This is a genomic window from Pseudomonas sp. LBUM1670 (assembly GCF_059695695.1).
In genome coordinates, this window is the sequence record NZ_CP166783.1 from 4,722,405 (window position 1) to 4,742,033 (window position 19,629).

General features: G+C 61.2%; 18 protein-coding genes and 1 other RNA gene. 4 read left to right on the top strand and 15 right to left on the bottom strand.

The annotated features are described in order from the left end of the window. Window positions 1–15 precede the first annotated feature (15 nt). From ACA073_RS21500 to rsmI, 15 genes are all read right to left on the bottom strand, one after another. Window positions 16–885, bottom strand: a complete 870-nt coding sequence (locus ACA073_RS21500; protein ID WP_497399348.1) for a cell division protein FtsQ/DivIB — start codon at window positions 883–885, stop codon at window positions 16–18. Window positions 886–889: 4 nt separating this feature from the next. Further along, on the bottom strand, window positions 890–1,858 hold the full coding sequence (locus ACA073_RS21505; RefSeq protein WP_497399350.1) for a D-alanine--D-alanine ligase: 969 nt from the start codon (window positions 1,856–1,858) through the stop codon (window positions 890–892). Further along, a complete protein-coding gene (murC, locus tag ACA073_RS21510) occupies window positions 1,855–3,315 on the bottom strand; it encodes a UDP-N-acetylmuramate--L-alanine ligase (RefSeq protein WP_497399352.1) in 1,461 nt (486 codons plus the stop codon). Before murC ends, ACA073_RS21505 begins: the two co-directional genes overlap by 4 nt. Beyond that, window positions 3,308–4,378: an undecaprenyldiphospho-muramoylpentapeptide beta-N-acetylglucosaminyltransferase gene (gene murG / locus ACA073_RS21515; RefSeq protein WP_253431704.1), complete on the bottom strand. Its 1,071-nt coding sequence runs from the start codon at window positions 4,376–4,378 to the stop codon at window positions 3,308–3,310. The genes murC and murG overlap by 8 nt, the downstream gene beginning before the upstream one ends. Beyond that, a complete protein-coding gene (gene ftsW / locus ACA073_RS21520) occupies window positions 4,368–5,585 on the bottom strand; it encodes a putative lipid II flippase FtsW (protein WP_497399355.1) in 1,218 nt (405 codons plus the stop codon). The genes murG and ftsW overlap by 11 nt, the downstream gene beginning before the upstream one ends. Continuing rightward, on the bottom strand, window positions 5,582–6,928 hold the full coding sequence (gene murD / locus ACA073_RS21525) for a UDP-N-acetylmuramoyl-L-alanine--D-glutamate ligase (protein ID WP_497399357.1): 1,347 nt from the start codon (window positions 6,926–6,928) through the stop codon (window positions 5,582–5,584). Before murD ends, ftsW begins: the two co-directional genes overlap by 4 nt. Before the next feature lie 5 nt (window positions 6,929–6,933). After that, entirely contained in the window at window positions 6,934–8,016 is a 1,083-nt protein-coding gene (gene mraY / locus ACA073_RS21530; RefSeq protein WP_497399359.1) for a phospho-N-acetylmuramoyl-pentapeptide-transferase, read from the bottom strand. Further along, the gene (locus tag ACA073_RS21535) at window positions 8,016–9,383 is read right to left on the bottom strand and encodes a UDP-N-acetylmuramoyl-tripeptide--D-alanyl-D-alanine ligase (RefSeq protein ID WP_497399360.1); all 1,368 of its coding nucleotides are present in this window, start codon (window positions 9,381–9,383) and stop codon (window positions 8,016–8,018) included. Before ACA073_RS21535 ends, mraY begins: the two co-directional genes overlap by 1 nt. After that, window positions 9,376–10,839 carry a UDP-N-acetylmuramoyl-L-alanyl-D-glutamate--2,6-diaminopimelate ligase gene (locus ACA073_RS21540; RefSeq protein ID WP_497399362.1) on the bottom strand — a complete coding sequence of 488 codons (1,464 nt, stop codon included), beginning with the start codon at window positions 10,837–10,839 and terminating at the stop codon, window positions 9,376–9,378. The genes ACA073_RS21535 and ACA073_RS21540 overlap by 8 nt, the downstream gene beginning before the upstream one ends. Next, complete coding sequence (locus ACA073_RS21545; protein WP_497404180.1) at window positions 10,839–12,578, bottom strand: peptidoglycan D,D-transpeptidase FtsI family protein; 1,740 nt, start codon at window positions 12,576–12,578, stop codon at window positions 10,839–10,841. Before ACA073_RS21545 ends, ACA073_RS21540 begins: the two co-directional genes overlap by 1 nt. Continuing rightward, on the bottom strand, window positions 12,578–12,871 hold the full coding sequence (gene ftsL / locus ACA073_RS21550; RefSeq protein ID WP_032828607.1) for a cell division protein FtsL: 294 nt from the start codon (window positions 12,869–12,871) through the stop codon (window positions 12,578–12,580). The genes ACA073_RS21545 and ftsL overlap by 1 nt, the downstream gene beginning before the upstream one ends. Then, window positions 12,868–13,815: a 16S rRNA (cytosine(1402)-N(4))-methyltransferase RsmH gene (gene rsmH, locus ACA073_RS21555; RefSeq protein ID WP_461953309.1), complete on the bottom strand. Its 948-nt coding sequence runs from the start codon at window positions 13,813–13,815 to the stop codon at window positions 12,868–12,870. Before rsmH ends, ftsL begins: the two co-directional genes overlap by 4 nt. Then, window positions 13,812–14,267 (bottom strand): division/cell wall cluster transcriptional repressor MraZ, encoded by a 456-nt coding sequence (gene mraZ / locus ACA073_RS21560; protein WP_008025967.1) that lies wholly within the window; start codon window positions 14,265–14,267, stop codon window positions 13,812–13,814. Before mraZ ends, rsmH begins: the two co-directional genes overlap by 4 nt. A 354-nt stretch (window positions 14,268–14,621) precedes the next feature. Continuing rightward, an RNA gene (rnpB, locus tag ACA073_RS21565) (RNase P RNA component class A) lies at window positions 14,622–14,975 on the bottom strand. 75 nt (window positions 14,976–15,050) lie between these two features. Next, window positions 15,051–15,956 carry a 16S rRNA (cytidine(1402)-2'-O)-methyltransferase gene (rsmI, locus tag ACA073_RS21570; RefSeq protein ID WP_497399364.1) on the bottom strand — a complete coding sequence of 302 codons (906 nt, stop codon included), beginning with the start codon at window positions 15,954–15,956 and terminating at the stop codon, window positions 15,051–15,053. A 176-nt stretch (window positions 15,957–16,132) separates the two neighbouring features. On the opposite strand from rsmI, the gene ACA073_RS21575 reads away from it, so the two are divergent. The 4 genes from ACA073_RS21575 to ACA073_RS21590 all read left to right on the top strand — a co-directional run bounded on the left by ACA073_RS21575 (window position 16,133) and on the right by ACA073_RS21590 (window position 19,579). After that, entirely contained in the window at window positions 16,133–17,944 is a 1,812-nt protein-coding gene (locus tag ACA073_RS21575; RefSeq protein ID WP_497399365.1) for a penicillin-binding protein activator, read from the top strand. After that, the gene (locus ACA073_RS21580) at window positions 17,944–18,306 is read left to right on the top strand and encodes a YraN family protein (RefSeq protein ID WP_497399366.1); all 363 of its coding nucleotides are present in this window, start codon (window positions 17,944–17,946) and stop codon (window positions 18,304–18,306) included. The genes ACA073_RS21575 and ACA073_RS21580 overlap by 1 nt, the downstream gene beginning before the upstream one ends. 104 nt (window positions 18,307–18,410) lie before the next feature. Beyond that, window positions 18,411–19,004, top strand: a complete 594-nt coding sequence (locus tag ACA073_RS21585; protein ID WP_008025961.1) for a phosphoheptose isomerase — start codon at window positions 18,411–18,413, stop codon at window positions 19,002–19,004. Further along, complete coding sequence (locus tag ACA073_RS21590) at window positions 19,001–19,579, top strand: BON domain-containing protein (RefSeq protein WP_214378574.1); 579 nt, start codon at window positions 19,001–19,003, stop codon at window positions 19,577–19,579. Before ACA073_RS21585 ends, ACA073_RS21590 begins: the two co-directional genes overlap by 4 nt. Window positions 19,580–19,629 lie beyond the last annotated feature (50 nt).

Here is a 19,629-nt window from a genome sequence, read left to right on the forward strand (position 1 = left end):
GGGTCCTGCCTCTTCTTAATTCTTCGCGACAGCGGGTTGGGCTATCGTGGGCGCTACAGGTTCCCGCCAGCCAACAGCGAGGCCGTTGGCGTAGCGCAGATCGATGCGCGCAATGTTCGTAATCTGTTCTTTAAGCGTCTTGTCGTAGATGGCTATGAAGCGGCGCATCCTTTCCACCAGCTTGCCGCGGCCCAGTAGCAGTTCGATTCCCGGGCCTGAACTACCGGCGCCGGTGGTCAGGAACCAGCTGCCCCGTTCACGCAACTCCAGGCGTGCAATCGAGAAGCCCAGCGGCCGGAGCATCTGGCTCAGCACCTGGTATTGCTGCATCACTTGCTGCTGAGCCCGTTGTGGGCCGAACAGCTGTGGCAAGTGTTCGTAGTTCGCCAGCTCACGCGGGGTGAACGCCTGACCCTGGTTGTTCAACAGCGATTCATCGCCCCAACGGGCCACCGGTAGTTGTTCTTCCAGGCGGATCACCACTTGATCCGGCCACACCCGACGCACTTCGGCGTGGGCAATCCATGGCATCTGTTCCAGCTCGGTGCGCATGCTCGCCAGGTCGATGGTGAAGAAACTCGACGCCACGTACGGGGCGATCCGCTGCTGCACCGCTTGCTGGCTGATGTAACTCAGGTCGCCCTGCACCGCGACCTTGGTGATCGGCCGGTCGGCGTACGGCAGCAATCGCTGTGCGCCTTCGTAAGTGCCAAACCCCAACGCCACCAGCATCACTGGCCAGAACAAGGCTTTGAGAAAACCAAAATTGGCTTTCGGCAGGCGCGCGGACATCGGCTCTTTGGCCACCATTCGGCTGGCACCCCGTGGCACCGGCTTGCGGCCGGTTGCTGGTGGGGGCTGATGTCTTAGCTGTGCGCCTTGCATGGTCTTAACCTCGCAGCTCTTCGTTGCCGGCAACACTGGCCGCCAGAATCGCCAGGACCAACTGCTGGAAATCCAGACCGGCAGCACGGGCCGCCATCGGCACCAGGCTGTGATCGGTCATGCCCGGTGCGGTGTTGACTTCGAGGAACCAGAACTGCCCGTCGGCGTCCTGCATCACGTCTGCCCTGCCCCAACCGGCGATACCCAGCGCCTCACAGGCTTTCGCCGTGAGGTCCATCAGTTCTTTTTCCTTGGTGCTGTCGAGGCCGCACGGAATCCGGTACTGGGTATCGGAGGCCACGTACTTGGCGTCGTAGTCGTAGAAACTGTGCGTCGTGCCCAGGGCAATCGGTGGCAACACCTGGTCACGCAGGGTGGCGATGGTGAACTCCGGACCTTGAATCCATTGCTCGACCAACACTTGCGAATCGTAGGTACTGGCCGCTTTCCAGGCGTCGATCAACTCCGACGCGGACGTCACTTTGGCCATCCCGATACTTGAACCTTCATGGGCCGGTTTGACGATCAAAGGGAAGCCCAGTTCCGTCGCCGCCGAAATACAATCGGCCTCGGAACTCAGTACCGCGTGGCGTGGCGTCGGAATACCGAGGCTGTGCCAGACCTGTTTGGTGCGCAGTTTGTCCATGGCCAGTGCCGAGGCCAGAATGCCGCTGCCGGTGTACGGAATGCCCAGGCACTCCAGCAGGCCTTGCATGCTGCCGTCTTCACCGCCACGACCGTGGAGAATGACGAAGGCGCGGTCGATTTTTTCGTTGAGCAAACGCTGCAACAGGTCATCGCCCACGTCGAGACCGAACGCGTCCACGCCGGCGCTTTGCAGCGCGTCGAGAACCGCGTTACCCGACTTCAGGGACACCGCGCGCTCGGCACTCTTGCCGCCGAACAGCACGGCGACGCGGCCGAAGTCTTTCGGCGCGATTGTGGAGACGAGGTTGGCGTAAGCAGCAGTCATTTCAACTTCCCCACGCTTGGCGCGGCAACGGCGCCAGCGAACAACGGACTTTTCAACAGTTTCGGTGCGAGACCGCCGATATCACCGGCGCCCTGGCACAGCAGGATGTCGCCGGCACGCAGCAGCGGCTTGACCACCGGCGCGAGGTCGACACCGCGCTCGATGTAGATCGGATCAAGCTGACCGCGCTGACGGATGCTGTTGCACAGCTTGCGGCTGTCAGCGCCCGGGATCGGCTCTTCGCCCGCTGGATAAACTTCCATCAACAGCAAGACGTTGGCGTCGGCCAGTACATTGACGAAATCGTCGTACAGGTCGCGGGTGCGGCTGTAACGGTGCGGCTGGTAGACCATCACCAGACGGCGCTCCGGCCAGCCACCGCGCACGGCTTTGATCACGGCGGCAACTTCGGTCGGGTGGTGACCGTAGTCATCGACCAGCATCACGCTGCCACCGTCTACCGGCAGTTCGCCGTAAACCTGGAAGCGTCGGCCGACACCCTGGAACCCGGACAGGCCCTGGACAATGGCTTCGTCGCTGACGCCTTCGTCGGTGGCGATGCAGATGGTGGCCAGCGCGTTCAGCACGTTGTGGTTGCCCGGCATATTCACCGAGACATCCAGCGGCTCGCGGTCAGGACGCAGCACGGTGAAGAAGGTTTGCATGCCCTGCTGACGCACGTTGATCGCGCGTACGTCGCAGTCATCGCCGAAGCCGTAAGTGACGGCCGGACGTTTGACCTGCGGAAGAATTTCACGCACCACCGGGTCGTCCAGGCACACCACGGCCAGACCGTAGAACGGCAGGTTGTGCAGGAACTCGACGAAGGTTTTTTTCAGTTTGTTGAAGTCACCGTCGTAGGTCGCCATGTGGTCGGCGTCGATGTTGGTGACCACGGCCACCAGTGGCTGCAAGTGCAGGAAACTGGCGTCGCTTTCATCGGCCTCGGCGATCAGGTAACGGCTGGTGCCGAGCTGGGCATTGGTGCCTGCGGCATTCAGACGGCCACCGATGACGAATGTCGGATCGAGGCCACCGGCCGCGAACACCGAAGCGATCAGGCTGGTGGTGGTGGTTTTGCCGTGCGTACCGGCGACGGCGATGCCGTGGCGATAGCGCATCAGCTCGGCCAGCATCTCGGCGCGCGGCACCACTGGAATACGGCGTTCCAGCGCAGTGGCGACTTCCGGGTTGGAAGTGTTCACGGCACTCGACACCACCAGCACGTCGGCGGCGGCAGCGTTCTCGGCGCGGTGGCCGATGAAAATCTGCGCGCCAAAGGTTTCCAGGCGCTCGGTCACCGGCGAAGCTTTCAGGTCGGAACCGGACACTTCATAGCCCAGGTTCAGCAACACTTCGGCGATCCCGCACATGCCCACGCCGCCGATACCGACGAAGTGGATGCGACGGATGCGGCGCATTTCCGGTTGCGGCATGGCTTTCTGATTCTCAACCATGGGCCACCTCCAGGCAGGTATCGACCACGTTACGGGTCGCATCGGGTTTGGCCAGGCGGCGTGCCGCAGTGGCCATGTCGGTGAGTCGTTGTGGTTGCATCAGGACCTCTGTCAGGCGTGCGGCTAGATCCGCTGCGCCAGTCGTTCTTTGCGGCATCAGGAAGGCAGCGCCTTCACGGGCCAAATAATCGGCGTTGCGGGTCTGGTGATCGTCGATCGCGTGGGGCAAAGGCACCAGCATCGAGGGCAGACCGGCGGCGGCCAGTTCACTGATGGTCAGCGCACCTGCGCGGCATACCACCAGGTCGGCCCAGCCATAGGCGTGAGCCATGTCTTTGATGAAAGGCTGCACTTGCGCCTCGACGCCAGCCGCGCGATAGCGCTCTGCAGTCACTTCATCGTGGTTTTTGCCGGCCTGATGGAACACTTCCGGGCGCAGGTCGGGGGCGACGTGCGACAGGGCTTCAGGCAGCAACTTGTTCAACGGTTCTGCGCCCAGGCTTCCGCCCAGGATCAGCAAACGCGCCTTGCGGCCAGCCAGGGCTGGTCGCGGTGTGTCGAGGAACAGCTCGGTGCGCACCGGGTTACCGGTGGTCCGGCGGCTGTCCGACAGGGTAAAGGTGTCGGGGAACGCTTCACAGACTCGGGCGGCCAACGGCACCAGCAACCGATTGGCGGTACCGGCAACGGCGTTCTGTTCGTGAACGATCACCGGCACGCCGGCCAGTTTGGCTGCAACGCCGCCAGGGCCGGTCACATAACCACCGAAGCCGACCACACACACCGGCCGCAGCTGGCGAATGATCGCCCGCGCCTGCCAGACGGATTTGAGCAACATCAACGGCGCCTTGAGCAAGGACAATTTGCCCTTGCCGCGCAGACCGCTGGCGTTGATCCGGTGCAGCTCGATACCGGCCATCGGCACCAGATCGTTCTCGATGCCACGCGGTGTCCCGAGCCAATGCACGGTGTAACCGCGCGCCTGGAATTCGCGAGCACAGGCCAGCGCCGGGAACACGTGGCCACCGGTGCCGCCCGCCATGATCAAAACGTTAGCGCCCATGGGTCGACTCCTCGGCGAAGTCGCTCTCATGAAACTCCATCTCTTCGCTGCCGAGGTGGGTTCGACTCTCCCACTCAATGCGCAGCAACAAGCCGAGACAGGCACAGCAGATCACCAACGAACTGCCGCCGTAACTGAGGAACGGCAGGGTCAAACCCTTGGTCGGCAGCAGGCCGACGTTCACCCCGATGTTGATCAGGAACTGACCGATCCACAGGAATGACAGGCCGTACGCGATGTACGCAGCAAAGAACTGCTTGGCTTTCTCGGCCCAATAACCGATGTACATGCCGCGCACACAGACAAAGACGAACAGCGCGACCGTGCACAAGGAACCTACGGCGCCCAGTTCTTCGGCCAGGACCGAAAACACGAAGTCGGTGTGGGCTTCCGGCAGGTAGAACTGTTTCTGCACGCTGTTGCCCAGGCCCACGCCCAGCCATTCACCGCGACCAAACGCGATCAATGCCTGCGACAACTGATAACCGGCGCCGAACTGGTCAGCCCACGGATCGGCGAAGTTGGTCAGACGGGCCATTCGATACGGCTGCACTTGAATCAGCAACACCACCGCCGCGAACGCCAGAACCACCATCAAGGAAAAACGGAACAGCCCGACCCCGCCAAGGAACAGCATCGCCGCAGCCGCCCCCATCATCACGACGGTGGCACCGAAGTCCGGCTCCATCAGCAACAGGCCCGCCATCGGCAGCAGCACGATGAACGGCTTGAAGAAGCCCATCCAGCTTTCACGCACTTCTTTCTGGCGACGCACCAGATACCCGGCTAGGTAGATCACCACGAACACCTTGGCGATCTCGGAAGGCTGAACGTTGAAGAAGCTGAAACCGATCCAGCGCATCGAACCGTTCACTTCACGACCGATCCCCGGAATGATCACCATCACCAGCAAACCGAACGCACCAATTAGCATCAGCCAGCCCAGGCGTTGCCAGGTAGCGATCGGAATCATCATGGTGACGATGCAGGCACCCAGGCCCAGCACCACGTAGATCAGGTGGCGAATCATGTAGTACAGGGCACTGCCCGACTGCACGGCCGCCACTTCGGTCGAGGCCGATGCAATCATGACCAACCCGAGGCCGAGCAAGGCCAGGCAACCGGCGAGCATGGGGAAATCGAGGTCGATACCGCGTCCGGTAATGAGCGGCGAAGGAAACGGCTTGATGATGTTAAGCAGGCTCATGCCAGATCCTCCACGGCGCGGACGAACTGGTGACCACGGTCTTCGTAATTCTTGAACATGTCGAAACTGGCGCAAGCCGGAGACAACAGCACCACGTCGCCCGGTTGCGCAGCGGCGCGGCATTGTTCCACCGCTTCGATCAGAGAACCGGCGCGGATCAGCGGCACGGCATCGCCAATGGCCTCACCGATCTTGTCGGAGTCGCGGCCCATCAGGATCACGGCGCGGCAGTTGGCCGCCACCGGATCACGCAGATCATTGAACTCGGCGCCCTTGCCGTCGCCACCGGCGATCAGCACGACCTTGCCGTCGATGTCCGCGCCCAGACCTTCGATGGCCGCCAGGGCGGCACCGACGTTGGTGGCTTTGGAATCGTTGTAGTAGCTCACGCCGTCCAGGTCACGGACCCACTGGCAACGATGTTCGAGACCGGCGAACGTGCGCAGGCTCGACAGCATGGCGTCGAACGGCAGGCCGACCGCGTGGCCCAGGGCCAGCGCCGCGAGGGCGTTGGACTGGTTGTGGGCGCCGCGAATTTTCAACTCGCGCACCGGCATCAGGTTCTGGAACTCGAAGGCCAGGTATTTCTCGCCGTCCTCTTCCCGGATACCAAACGCCTTGAAATCGGGTTTGCTCAAACCGAAAGTCCAGCAGGGCTGGCCTTCGCCCATCAACGGACGGCTCAGCGCATCCTGACGGTTGACCACAAACTGTCTGGCACCGCGGAAGATCCGGTGCTTGGCCAGGTGATAGGCCGGCAGACCGCTGTAGCGGTCCATGTGGTCTTCGCTGACGTTGAGCACGGTCGCCACTTCGGCGTTGAGTTGGTCGGTGGTTTCGAGCTGGAAGCTCGACAGTTCCATGACGTACAGCTCGACGTCATCGCTGAGCAGGTCCAGCGCCGGGGTGCCAAGGTTGCCGCCGACGGCGACACGCTTGCCCGCCGCAGCCGCCATCTCGCCTACCAGGGTGGTCACGGTGCTTTTCGCGTTGGAACCGCTGATGGCCACAATCGGCGCCTTCGCGTTACGCGCGAACAGCTCGATGTCACCGGACAATTTCACGCCACGGGCAGCAGCGGCCTGCAGGGCCGGGGTCGCCAGCGCCAGGCCGGGGCTCACGTAGAGCTCGTCGGCACGGCACAGGAATTCGACGTCCAGCTCGCCACAACGCACTTCCACGTGCGGATAGTCACGCTTGAGCGTGGCCAGTTCCGGTGGATTGTCCCGCGTATCGGCGACGGCAAACGACGTGCCCCGGTTCGCCAGGAAGCGAACCAGAGACATGCCGCTCTTGCCGAGGCCGACAACGATGCGGAAGTGGTCAGAAGCGATCAGAGACACTCTTTCTACCTCAGCTTCAGGGTGGCAAGGCCAATCAGCACGAGAATCACGGTGATGATCCAGAAACGGACGATCACGCGCGGCTCGGGCCAGCCCTTGAGTTCAAAGTGGTGGTGAATCGGCGCCATGCGGAACACACGGCGACCGGTCAGTTTGAAGGAAGCCACCTGAATGACGACCGACAGGGTTTCCATCACGAACACGCCGCCCATGATGAACAGGACGATTTCCTGACGGACGATCACCGCGATGGTGCCCAGGGCCGCGCCCAGCGCCAGTGCGCCGACGTCGCCCATGAAGACTTGTGCCGGATAGGTGTTGAACCAGAGGAAACCAAGGCCCGCACCGATCAGTGCACCGCAGAACACGATCAGTTCGCCTGCGCCCGGTACATAAGGGATCAGCAGGTATTCGGCGAATTTCACGTTACCCGACAGGTAGCAGAAAATCCCCAGGCCGCCGCCGACCATCACGGTCGGCATGATCGCCAGGCCGTCGAGGCCGTCGGTCAGGTTGACCGCGTTGCTCGAGCCGACGATCACGAAATAGGTCAGGACGATGAAGCCGACGCCCAGCGGAATGCTGTAGTCCTTGAGCATCGGCAGGATCAGGGTGGTTTCGACCGGCGTCGCGGCGGTCATGTAGAGGAAGATCGCCGCGCCCAGGCCGAACACCGACTGCCAGAAGTACTTCCAGCGGCTAGGCAGGCCTTTAGAGTTTTTCTCGATGACCTTGCGATAGTCATCGACCCAGCCGATGGCACCGAACAGCAACGTCACCAGCAACACGGTCCACACATAGCGGTTGCTCAGGTCAGCCCAGAGCAAGGTGCTGACACCGATGGACGACAGGATCAGCGCGCCACCCATCGTTGGCGTGCCGGATTTGGACAGGTGCGATTGTGGACCGTCGTTACGAACGGACTGACCGATCTGACGGTTCTGCAACGTGCGGATCATCCACGGGCCGAAGCACAGCGACAGGACCAGCGCGGTCAGCACACCGAGAATCCCGCGCAGGGTCAGGTACTGGAAGACCGCGAAGCCTTTGTAGAACTGTTGCAGGTACTCCGCTAACAGCAGCAGCATCAATGTTTCTCCAGACTGGACCCGCACAAAGCGGCGACGATGTTTTCCATCGCTGCGCTGCGCGAGCCCTTGATCAAAATGGTGGTGTTTGTGTCTTGCTCGGCGCCTAGGGCCTTGATCAATTCAGCTTGGGTGCCAAAGTGAAAAGCCTGCTCGCCGAAAGCCTTCACGGCGTGGGTCATCATTGGCCCGACCGCGTAAAGCGCGGAAACCTTGCCACGGGCATACTCGCCCACGTCACGGTGCCCCTGCTCCGCCCAATCGCCCAACTCGCCGATATCCCCGAGCACCAAAACGGTGCGACCGGAAAAGCCGGCGAGTATATCAACGGCGGCGCACATGGAGGTGGGGTTCGCGTTGTATGTGTCATCAATCACGCGCATGCCATTGCTGGCCAGTTGCGCAACGGTGCGACCCTTGACCGGCTGCACCGCGCCAAGGCCGGTGGCGATGCCGAACAACGACACGCCCAAGGCATGCGCGGCAGCGGCGGCGGCCATGGCATTGGCAACGTTATGGGTGCCGAGCAGGTTCAGTTGAACGCGCTCCACACCGTCCGGGCTGTGCAGGTTGAAGGCTGGGCAACCGCGAGCGTCGCGATCCAGATCGCTGGCGTAGAAGTCGGCGCTGACGTTGCTCAGGGCGAAGGTCAGGACTTTGCGACCGGCGGCGCGGGTCTTCCAGATCTCGAAGGCCTTGTCGTCAAGGTTGAGCACAGCGACGCCATCGGCCGCCAGCCCTTCAATAATCTCGCCTTTGGCTTCAACGATTTTTTCCGGCCCGCCGAACTCGCCGACGTGGGCGGTTCCGGCATTGTTGAGCACGGCCACGTGGGGCTTGGTCATGCCGACGGTGTAGGCAATTTCGCCAAGACGTGAAGCGCCGAGCTCGATCACTGCGGCGGTGTGTTCCGGCGCAAGTTCCAGCAAGGTCAGCGGCACGCCGAGGTCATTGTTCAGGTTGCCACGGGTCGCCAGCACCGGACCGCGCGTGCGCAGGATGCTCGCGAGCATTTCCTTGACCGTGGTCTTGCCGCTGGAACCGGTGATGGCCGCCACCGGATGGGTAAACGCTGCGCGATTCATCGCGCCCAGTTGACCCAGTGCCTGACGGGTGTCCTTGACCAGCAATTGCGGCAGCGTGCTGTCGGCGACTTCGCGTTCGACGAGGGCACCCACGGCGCCTTTGTTCGCCACGTCGTTCAGATAGTCATGGCCGTCGAAGCGCGGACCGGTCAGGGCAATAAACAGCTGGCCCGGTTTGATCGCACGGCTGTCGATGCTGACGCCATCGAACGTGGCATCGGCGGCGATCAATCGGCCATTCAGTGCGCCGGTCAGTTCGCTCAGTTTCAGGTTCTTAAGCATGGGCCACCTCCCACGCGGTCAAGGCGTGATCGGCTTCGACCAGATCAGAAAAGTCATGGCGCTGGCCGTTGATTTCCTGATAGTCCTCGTGACCTTTACCGGCCAGGACAATCACGTCATCCATCGAAGCGCCAGCGATCAACTGCGCAATCGCCTGACCACGGCCAGCGACGAAGGTGACCTTGTCCACATCGGTGAAACCGGCGCGGATGTCGTCGAAGATCACGGACGGGTCTTCGGTACGCGGGTTGTCATCGGTGACCACAACGCCATCGGCCAGGCGCTCGACCACTTCCGCCATCAGCGGACGCTTGCCGCGATCGCGATCACCACCGCAACCGAACAGGCACAGCAACCGGCCCTTGGCGTGCGGACGCAGGGCCATCAATACTTTTTCCAGCGCATCCGGGGTGTGGGCGTAATCGACCACCACCAACGGCTGAGTACCACCGCCAAGACGCTGCATGCGTCCGGCGGGGCCTTCGAGTTTCGGCAGGACCTTGAGGATTTCATCCAGCGCGTAGTCAAGACCGAGCAAGGCGCCGACCGCGGCCAACACGTTGCTCAGGTTGAAGCGACCGAGCAAGGCGCTGCGCAGATGGTGCTCGCCCTGCGGCGTGACCAGCGTGGCGCGCACGCCTTCGTCGTTGAACTGCGCTTCGCGGCAAAACAGATAGGCGCGGCTGTCGAGCAGGCTATAGGTGATCAAGCGCGATTCGCGTTTTTCGGCGGCCAGTTGCCGACCGAAATCGTCGTCGAGGTTCACCACCCGGCATTTCAGATTGTCCCAGGCAAACAGCTTGGCCTTGGCTTCGCCGTAGGCCTGCATGGTGCCGTGGTAATCCAGGTGATCGCGGGACAGGTTGGTCATCACCGCCACATCGAACGCCAACGCGGTAACGCGCCCCTGATCCAGACCGTGGGACGACACTTCCATGGCCACGGCTTTGGCGCCGGCCTTTTTCAGGTCAGCCAGGGTCGCTTGCACGGCGATCGGGTTCGGCGTGGTGTGCAGGCCGCTTTCCAGCGCGCCGTAGAAACCGGAGCCCAATGTGCCGACGATGCCACAGTGTTGGCCGAGCAAATCCAGCGCTTGCGCAACCAGCTGGGTCACGCTGGTTTTGCCGTTGGTGCCGGTCACGCCGACCAGATTCACGTGGCGGCTCGGTTCACCGTAAAAACGCCCGGCAATGTCCGACAGCTGCGCCGCCAGGCCTTTGACCGGAATCAGCGGCACGTCAGTGATCGGCAGCACGGTCGCGCCTTCGACTTCATAAGCCACGGCCGCCGCACCGCGCTGCAAGGCGTCGGTGATGTGCGCGCGACCGTCGAACTTGCCGCCGGGGACAGCGAGAAACAGATCGCCTGCCCGTACGTTACGGCTATCCAGTGCCAATTCACGGATCAACAGATCGCGGCCAGCGTGGGCGAAAATCTTGTTCAGACTCAGAGACATCAGCCGCGCCCTCCATTGGCTTTCAGCGGAACAACCGGTGTTGCGTTGGCCTGTTGCACCGGCGGCAGGTTGTCCGGCGTGACGTTCATCAGGCGCAAGGTCCCGGACATCACTTTGCTGAACACCGGCGCCGATACCAGGCCACCGAAATAGCCGGCTTTGGTCGGTTCATCGATCACCACCACAATGGCGTATCGCGGATCGCTCATCGGGCCGAAGCCGGCGAACAGCGAACGGTAGGAATTCTCGGCATAGCCTTTGGTGCCGACCGACGTTTTACGCGCCGTACCGGACTTGCCGCCGACGTGATACGCCGGCACCTGCGCACGGAATACACCGCGCGGGGCTTCGATCACTTGTTGCAACATGGTCTGCATGGTTTTCGCCACGGCTTCCGGCAGCACTTGCGTGGTTTGCGGCGCCTTGTCGGTCTTGATCAGGGTCAGCGGTGCGAGGCGACCGTTGTTGGCCAGGGCCGAGAAGGCGTGGACCAACTGGATCGCGGTCACGGAAATACCGTAGCCGTAGGACAGCGTGGCGGTTTCAGCCTTGCGCCATTCGCGGTAGTTCGGCAGGTTGCCCACGCGCTCGCCCGGGAAGCCGAGGCCTGTGTCCTGGCCGAGGCCGACTTTCTGTGCCAGACGGAAAATGGTTTCGCCGCCGATATCGAACGCGACCTTGCTCATGCCGACGTTACTGGAGTTGATCAGGATGCCGGTCAGGTCGAGTACCGGACCTTCGGTCTTGGATACGTCCTTGATGGTGTACTTGCCAATCTGCAAGCTGCCCGGGTACACCTCGACGGTATCGGTCGGTTTCCAGCGGCCGGTTTCGATCGCGGCACTCATCGAGATCGCTTTCATGGTCGAACCCGGTTCGAACACGTCGATCATCGCGCGGTTACGCATCATCGCCGGTTGCAGGTTGCGACGGTTGTTCGGGTTGTAGGTCGGCTGGTTGACCATGGCGAGGATCTCGCCGGTCTTCACGTCCATGATCACCAGGCTGCCGGCCTTGGCGCCGTTCTCGATGATCGCGTTGCGCAGCTCGCGGTTGGCCAGGTATTGCAGACGCAGGTCAATGGACAACGCCAAGGGCTTGCCGGCCTTGGCGTTTTTGGTCACCTGAACATCTTTGATAAGTCGACCGCGCCGGTCCTTGATGACCTGCCGCTTGCCGGGGACCCCGGCCAGCCATTCGTCATAAGCCAGCTCGACACCTTCACGACCGTGGTCATCGATGTCGGTAAAACCAACCATATGAGCAGTCACTTCACCGGCCGGGTAGAAACGACGGAATTCTTCAATGCCGTAGACGCCCGGCACTTTCAGGTCGAGCACGGACTGGCCTTGCTCAGGCGTCAGCCCGCGCACCAGATAAATGAATTCTTTGTTGGCCTGGGCTTCGAGACGTTCGGCCAGGGCTTTTTGATCCTGACCCAGCGCGACCGCCAATGCAGGCCACTTCTCTTTGGCCAGCTGCATTTCCTTGGCATTGGCCCACAGGGTGGTGACCGGTGTACTGACGGCCAAAGGCTCGCCGTTACGGTCGGTGATCAGACCACGGTGAGCCGGAATCGGAATGTGACGAACGCTGCGCGCGTCACCCTGGCCTTTCAGGAAGGCACGGTCGACTACTTGCAGATCGATGATGCGCCAGCAAATCGCCGCGACCATGACGCCGAGCAAACCCAGCACCAGACGAAAACGCCATGGAAACAGTGCGCCTTCGAGTTTCATCATGGCGCCACCATCTGCACGTCAGCCGCGCCGGGGATGTGCATCTTCAGTTGCTCGGTGGCCAGGACTTCGATACGGCTATGGGCGGTCCAGGTGCTCTGCTCGAGAATCAACCGGCCCCATTCCGCCTGCGCCTTGTCGCGCACGCTCAACTCGTTGTACAGCGAATTCAACAGCTGGCGGTTCCAGTGAGCGCTGTACGACACGCCGATCGCCGACACGAGCACGCCAACAAACAGCAGCAGCATGAAAAAGCTTCCGCCGGGCAGTGGCTTGGCGAAAAGCTTGCTCACCGCAGCTTCTCCGCCACGCGCATGACGGCGCTACGGGAACGTGGGTTGGCTTTGAGTTCGGCCTCGGAGGCGGACTGCGCTTTGCCATGGACTTTGACTTTCGGTTCGAAAGCGACGTGACGGACCGGCAGGTTGCGCGGCAGGTTGTCGGCTTCGCCTTTCACCAGCTTGCGCATGAACAGTTTGACGATGCGGTCTTCCAGCGAATGGAAACTGATGACCACCAGACGGCCGCCGATTTCCAGGCATTCCAGCGCGGCTTCGAGACCGGCTTCCAGATCGCCCAGTTCGTTGTTGACGTGGATACGCAGGCCCTGGAACGCGCGGGTCGCCGGGTTCTTGCCTTTTTCCCACGCGGGGTTGGCGACTTTCAGGACTTCAGCCAGGTCGCCGGTGCGCTCGAACGGCTTGATGTCGCGACGCTCGGCCACGGCACGCGCCATGCGACCGGAGAAACGTTCTTCGCCGTATTCCTTGAACACCCGGGCGATTTCTTCCACCGGCGCGGTGTTGACAAATTCGGCCGCGCTGATCCCGCGGGACGGGTCCATGCGCATGTCCAGCGGACCATCGTTGAGGAAACTGAAGCCGCGCTCAGGGTCGTCGAGCTGCGGCGAAGAAACGCCCAGGTCGAGCAAAACGCCGCTGACCTTGCCGGCCAGACCGCGCTCGGCCACTTCCGAACCGAGCTCGGCAAAGCTGCGCTGCACAACGACAAAGCGGCCGTCTTCGGCCGCTAGCGTCTGCCCGGTAGCAATCGCTTGAGGATCCTTGTCGAATCCGAGCAACCGACCCTCTGGACCGAGCTGGCTGAGGATCAGCCGGCTGTGCCCGCCGCGCCCGAACGTGCCGTCCAGATAGCAGCCATCAGGGCGTACGGCGAGAGCCTCGACGGCTTCGTCAAGCAGTACGGTGATGTGGTTAAAGCCGCTATCAATAGTCACAGGATCAAATCACGCAGTTCATCAGGCATGGCGCCCGGTTGTTGAATAGCAGCCAGGTCAGCGGCAGAAACCGCATCCCAGGCATCCTCGTCCCACAATTGGAACTTGTTCAGTTGGCCTACCAGCATCGCGCGCTTATCCAGCCGGGCATATTCACGAAGACGCGGTGGAACCAGAAAACGACCACTGCCATCGAGCTCGAGGTCGACGGCATTACCAATCAGTAAACGTTGCAGGCGGCGGTTCTCTTCGCGAAGCGAAGGCAGTGCGCGCAGTTTGGTTTCAATAATTTCCCACTCATCGAGGGGGTAAACACACAAACACGGATCAACGGCATCAATTGTCACGATCAACTGACCGGAACTACGCGAAACGAGCTCGTCACGGTACCGGCTCGGCATAGCGAGACGGCCCTTTGCGTCGAGACTGATAGCGTTAGCTCCGCGAAACACGTCAGCGTTTCTCCAAATATTAGCGTTTTGCGTTTAAAAAACCCACTTCATGCCACTTTCCGCCACTTGCGCACACTATAGGAATGCGGCCACCGCACCGTCAAGGCGCGGATAAAAGGAAAACCCTTACAGAACTGAGATTTAGGAGCGTATCAGGAGGGGTAACGAGAATCCGGGGAATGAATCTGTCCAATAACTTGAATCAGCACTGAAGGCTGCGTTCAGAAGTTAAAGTAGTTTGTTAAGAGTAAGATTTTTTCGGTATTACAAAAGAGGATATGCGATGGATTGTGCAAGGAGGGAAACTGCCATTACGAGCGCCCTGCTCAATCATTCAAACAGGGAGAAAAAAAGGTGGAGAGTCGATCTGTAAGCCGGGTTCTGTCTTGAACAGTCATTCGTCTACGATGGCCATCACTGGACATCTTTAGCAACCTACCCGGTCCCAGCGCGGGCCACGCCTTGGGACCCTATTTGGTCTTGCTCCAAGTGGGGTTTACCTAGCCACGAACTGTTGCCAGACGTGCGGTGCGCTCTTACCGCACCTTTTCACCCTTACCGGCGCCGAAGCGCTTAGGCGGTTATTTTCTGTGGCACTTTCCGTAGGCTCACGCCTCCCAGGCATTACCTGGCACTTCGCCCTATGGAGCCCGGACTTTCCTCCCCCCCCTAATTTTCATAGAGGGCAGCGACTGTCCGATCGACTCTCCGCCGCGAAGGTTAACGGCAGAGCGCCCGAAGAACAAGCGCTAAACGCCTGAAGCCACTCCAGCACGTCGGGTTTTACTCGCCCTTCTGTTTATCCAGCGCGACCTGATACAGAACATTCTTGCGCTCGCCGGTAATTTGCGCCGCCAATGCCGCGGCACGCTTGAGCGGCATCTCTTCGAGCAACAGGTTGAGGATGCGCATGGCTTCACTGCTGACGGCATCTTCGGTTTCAGGGGCTGACCAGCCCGCCACCAACACCACGCACTCACCGCGCTGCTGATTGCTGTCCGACTCGACGAACTCGCGCAGCTCGGCCAAGGGCAGGCCTTTGAGGGTTTCGAAGGTTTTGGTCAGTTCCCGCGCCAGCAACGCCGGACGATCCGGACCAAAGACCAGCTCCATGTCTTGCAGGCATTCAAGGATGCGGTGCGGCGCTTCATAGAAAATCAGCGTGCGCGGCTCTTCTTTTACCAGCTCCAGACGAGCACGCCGCCCGACGGCCTTGGCCGGCAGGAAGCCTTCGAAGATAAAACGATCCGACGGCAGGCCCGCCGCCGACAGCGCCGCAATCAATGCACAGGCGCCCGGAACCGGCACCACGTTGATTCCCGCCGCGCGGGCCTGACGCACCAAGTGATAACCCGGATCGGAAATCAGCGGCGTGCCGGCATCGGAGATCAGCGCCACATCATCGCCGGCGAGCAGGCGGGTAATGAAGCGGCTACCTTCATCCCGTTCGTTGTGTTCATGGCAGGCCGCCAGCGGCGTGGGGATGCCGAAGTGCTGCATCAACCGCTGGGAGTGACGCGTGTCTTCGGCGGCGATCAATGCCACTTCGCGCAGGATCTTCAGCGCGCGCGCACTGATGTCGTCCAGGTTGCCGATGGGCGTCGCCACCACATAAAGCGAGCCAGCAGCGGAATTCAAAGCACCTGGAGCAGTCAAAGCGCACACCTCATGATCGGTAAAAGCCGCCATTGTAGCGCGTAGCGATGTTTTCGATACGCGCAAGCAAGCCCGGTTTTTTCAACCTTTTGTGCGGTGCTGCAACATTTGCACGAGCTAAATTGATCGATTCACGCCAGTAACATCGCGCCCCGGCCAGTGCTTGGGTACAATTCCACGCTAATTTGATCGAGTAACAGGAACACTACATGATCGCTTGCCTGCGGCTGTTCACTGCCCTCTGCCTCGCTGCCTTGCTGGCGGCTTGCGCCAGCTCGCCCTCTTCCAGCCTTGGCGAACTTCCACGGACCCCGGATGCCAGCATCGAGCAACTGCTCGATCAGGCCGCCAAAAGCAAAACGCCGGAGCAAGCGGCGCTGCTTCGCCTGAGTGCGGCAGACCTGGCTTATCGCCAGGGCAATGCCGGCCAGTCCGCGCAAATCCTGCAACAAGTGCCGGTCGAACAACTCAAGCCTGGCCAACAGGTGTTCGCCAGCACCCTGGCGGCTGAACTGGCCATGGTGCGCAACCAGCCAAAAGCAGCGCTGACTGCCTTGAGCCACCCGAGCCTGCAACGTCTGGGCGAATTGCCCGTCGAGCAACAGGTTCGCACCGGCACCGTGCATGCCCGTGCCCTTGAGGCCGATGGCCAGACCCTCGCCGCCGCACGGCAGCGTATTTTCATTGCGCCGATGCTGAGCGATGAAGCGGCAAGCAAAAACCACGAAGCGATCTGGACCCTGATCGCCTCACTGCCAACCGATCAACTGCAGCCGACCACCAACGACGACCTCGGTGGCTGGATGGGCTTGGCGCTGGCCGTGAAAACTGCCGGCACTGTGGAGCAGCAGCAAGCCGCGATCGACAACTGGCGCGCCCAAAATCCCAAACACCCGGCCGCCGTCCAGCTGCCGCTGCCATTGACCAAACTCAAGGAACTGGCCAGTCAGCCCCTGGGCAAGATCGCCCTGCTGCTGCCGCAAGACGGCCCGCTGGCATCGGTTGGCAAAGCGCTTCGCGAAGGTTTCATGGCCGCTCACTACCAGGCTCAACAAGCCGGTCAGAAGCCGCCAGCCATCGAGTTCTACGACAGCTCGCGCCTGACTTCCCTCGACGAGTTCTATCGCAAGGCTCAGGCCGATGGCGTGCAACTGGTCGTCGGCCCGCTGGAGAAACCGCTGGTCAAACAGCTCAGCGCTCGTCCGCAACTGCCGATCACAACCCTGGCGCTGAATTACAGCGAAGGCGAACAAGGCCCGGCGCAGTTGTTCCAGTTCGGTCTTGCCGCTGAAGACGAAGCTCGCGAAGTGTCCCGCCGCGCTCGCGCCGACGGCCTGCATCGCGCCGCCATCATGGTGCCAAAAGGCGAATGGGGCGATCGCGTACTGAGAGCGTTCAGCCAGGATTGGCAAGCCAACGGCGGCAGTATCGTTGCCACCGAACGTGTCGACCAGCCGGTGCAATTGGCCCAGCAGATTGCCGACATGTTCCAGCTGCGCCAGAGCGAAGGCCGCGCCAAGAGCCTGCAAAGCACTGTTGGCTCGCAGGTAGCCGCCCAGCCGTCGCGCCGCCAGGACATCGAGTTCATCTTCCTGGCCGCCACGCCTCAGCAAGCCCAGCAAATCAAACCGACCCTGAACTTCCAATACGCGGGTGACGTACCGGTTTACGCCACCTCCCACGTGTTCAGTGCCAGCGGCGACGTCAACCAGTACAACGACATGAACGGCATTCGCTTCTGCGAAACCCCATGGTTGCTGGATGCCAACGACCCACTGCGCAAGCAAGTGACCGCGCAATGGCCACAAGCCGGCGGCAGCCTGGGTCGCCTGTATGCGATGGGCGTCGATGCCTATCGTCTGGCTCCACGCCTGGGGCAACTCAAGGCGTTGCCGGACAGCCGCATCGAAGGTCAATCGGGCAGCCTGGGCATGACTCAGAACCAGCGCGTCGTACGTCAGTTGCCGTGGGCACAGTTCGTCAACGGCCAGGTTCAACGCCTGCCGGACACCCCGCGCTGATGCCTGACAGGTCACGCCAGCAAAGCGGTAAAGATGCCGAGCGCCATGCGCTCGAGCATCTTCAGCAACAAGGTCTGCGCCTGCTGGCGCAGAACTGGTTGTGTAAACGCGGCGAGCTTGATCTGGTCATGCTTGATGGCGATACAGTAGTATTCGTTGAAGTTCGCTACAGAAAAAACACTCAATGGGGTGGCGCGCTCGATAGCATCGATGGGCGCAAACGGCAGAAACTGATTTTTGCCGCGCAGTATTTTCTTCAGCGCGAGTCACGTTGGGCCAATTCCCCTTGCCGTTTCGACGTGGTTGCCATCGACAGCAGCCACGATCAGTTGAACTGGCTGCAGAATGCCTTCGACAGCTGATCGCGAGCGCCCCGAAACGGACACTTTCACCCAACAATTTTGCTCTTTGCTTTGCGGGCTGCACATTCATGTGCCGAGTAGCCGCGCTAATTAAGGTCACACAGATGGACATGCAATCCCGAATTCGCCAGCTTTTTCAGGCCAGTATCGACACCAAGCAAATGGCGATGGACGTACTTGCACCGCACATCGAGCAAGCCAGCCAGGTGATGGTCAACGCCCTGCTCAATGAGGGCAAAATGCTTTCCTGTGGCAACGGCGGTTCCGCTGGCGACGCTCAGCACTTCTCGTCCGAGCTGCTCAACCGCTTCGAACGCGAGCGCCCGAGCCTGCCGGCCATCGCGCTGACCACCGACAGTTCGACGATCACCTCGATCGCCAACGACTACAGCTACAACGAAATCTTCTCCAAGCAAATCCGCGCGCTCGGTCAGCCGGGCGACGTATTGCTGGCGATTTCCACCAGCGGCAATTCGGCAAACATAATTCAAGCGATCCAGGCCGCACATGATCGCGAAATGATTGTCGTAGCATTGACCGGTCGCGATGGCGGCGGCATGGCGTCGCTGCTATTGCCCGAGGACGTCGAGATTCGCGTACCGGCAAACGTCACTGCACGTATCCAGGAAGTCCACCTGCTGGCGATCCATTGCCTTTGCGACTTGATCGACAGCCAACTGTTCGGGAGTGAAGAATGACCCCTAATCGCCTAGGCCTTCTGGCCTTGACCCTGTGCCTTGGCATCAGCGGCTGCACCTCGGTGGTTAACGCCAGCCGTGAAGCGCCGATCGATGATGACCGCGGCACGCGCACCTTAGGCAGCAAGATCGACGACTCTCTGATCGACACCAAGGTGGGTGTGAACATCGCCAAGGCCGATCCGGCCCTGGACAACGATTCGCATATCGTCGTCACCAGCTTCAACGGTGTCGTGCTGCTCGCCGGCCAAACGCCACGCGCAGATCTTAAGGCCAAGGCCGAACAGGCTGCCGCTGCCGTCCAGCGTGTGAAGACGGTGCACAACGAACTGCAAGTGCTGCCACCCTCCGGCTTCCTTGCCCGTCAGAACGACACCTGGCTGACCTCCAAGATCAAGACCCAGATGCTCACCGATAAGAACATCCCGGGTTCACGCATCAAGGTTGTCACCGAGAATGGCATCGTCTATTTGCTGGGTTTGCTGACCAAACAGGAAGCGGCTCAGGCGACTAACCTGGTGCAGGGTGTTTCCGGCGTGCAGAAGATTGTGAAGTTGTTCGAATACATCGACTGATCCCCCCCTTGTGGGAGCGGGCTTGCTCGCGAAGACGGCTTAACTTTCAA

What these genes read in the sequence shown, in the direction of transcription:
- ACA073_RS21500 (WP_497399348.1), bottom strand. Translation starts at nt 885, where the DNA reads ATGCAAGGCGCACAGCTAAGACATCAGCCCCCACCAGCAACCGGCCGC.
- ACA073_RS21505 (WP_497399350.1), bottom strand. Translation starts at nt 1,858, where the DNA reads ATGACTGCTGCTTACGCCAACCTCGTCTCCACAATCGCGCCGAAAGAC.
- murC (WP_497399352.1), bottom strand. Translation starts at nt 3,315, where the DNA reads ATGGTTGAGAATCAGAAAGCCATGCCGCAACCGGAAATGCGCCGCATC.
- murG (WP_253431704.1), bottom strand. Translation starts at nt 4,378, where the DNA reads ATGGGCGCTAACGTTTTGATCATGGCGGGCGGCACCGGTGGCCACGTG.
- ftsW (WP_497399355.1), bottom strand. Translation starts at nt 5,585, where the DNA reads ATGAGCCTGCTTAACATCATCAAGCCGTTTCCTTCGCCGCTCATTACC.
- mraY (WP_497399359.1), bottom strand. Translation starts at nt 8,016, where the DNA reads ATGCTGCTGCTGTTAGCGGAGTACCTGCAACAGTTCTACAAAGGCTTC.
- ACA073_RS21535 (WP_497399360.1), bottom strand. Translation starts at nt 9,383, where the DNA reads ATGCTTAAGAACCTGAAACTGAGCGAACTGACCGGCGCACTGAATGGC.
- ACA073_RS21540 (WP_497399362.1), bottom strand. Translation starts at nt 10,839, where the DNA reads ATGTCTCTGAGTCTGAACAAGATTTTCGCCCACGCTGGCCGCGATCTG.
- ACA073_RS21545 (WP_497404180.1), bottom strand. Translation starts at nt 12,578, where the DNA reads ATGAAACTCGAAGGCGCACTGTTTCCATGGCGTTTTCGTCTGGTGCTG.
- rsmI (WP_497399364.1), bottom strand. Translation starts at nt 15,956, where the DNA reads ATGGCGGCTTTTACCGATCATGAGGTGTGCGCTTTGACTGCTCCAGGT.
- ACA073_RS21575 (WP_497399365.1), top strand. Translation starts at nt 16,133, where the DNA reads ATGATCGCTTGCCTGCGGCTGTTCACTGCCCTCTGCCTCGCTGCCTTG.
- ACA073_RS21580 (WP_497399366.1), top strand. Translation starts at nt 17,944, where the DNA reads ATGCCTGACAGGTCACGCCAGCAAAGCGGTAAAGATGCCGAGCGCCAT.
- ACA073_RS21585 (WP_008025961.1), top strand. Translation starts at nt 18,411, where the DNA reads ATGGACATGCAATCCCGAATTCGCCAGCTTTTTCAGGCCAGTATCGAC.
- ACA073_RS21590 (WP_214378574.1), top strand. Translation starts at nt 19,001, where the DNA reads ATGACCCCTAATCGCCTAGGCCTTCTGGCCTTGACCCTGTGCCTTGGC.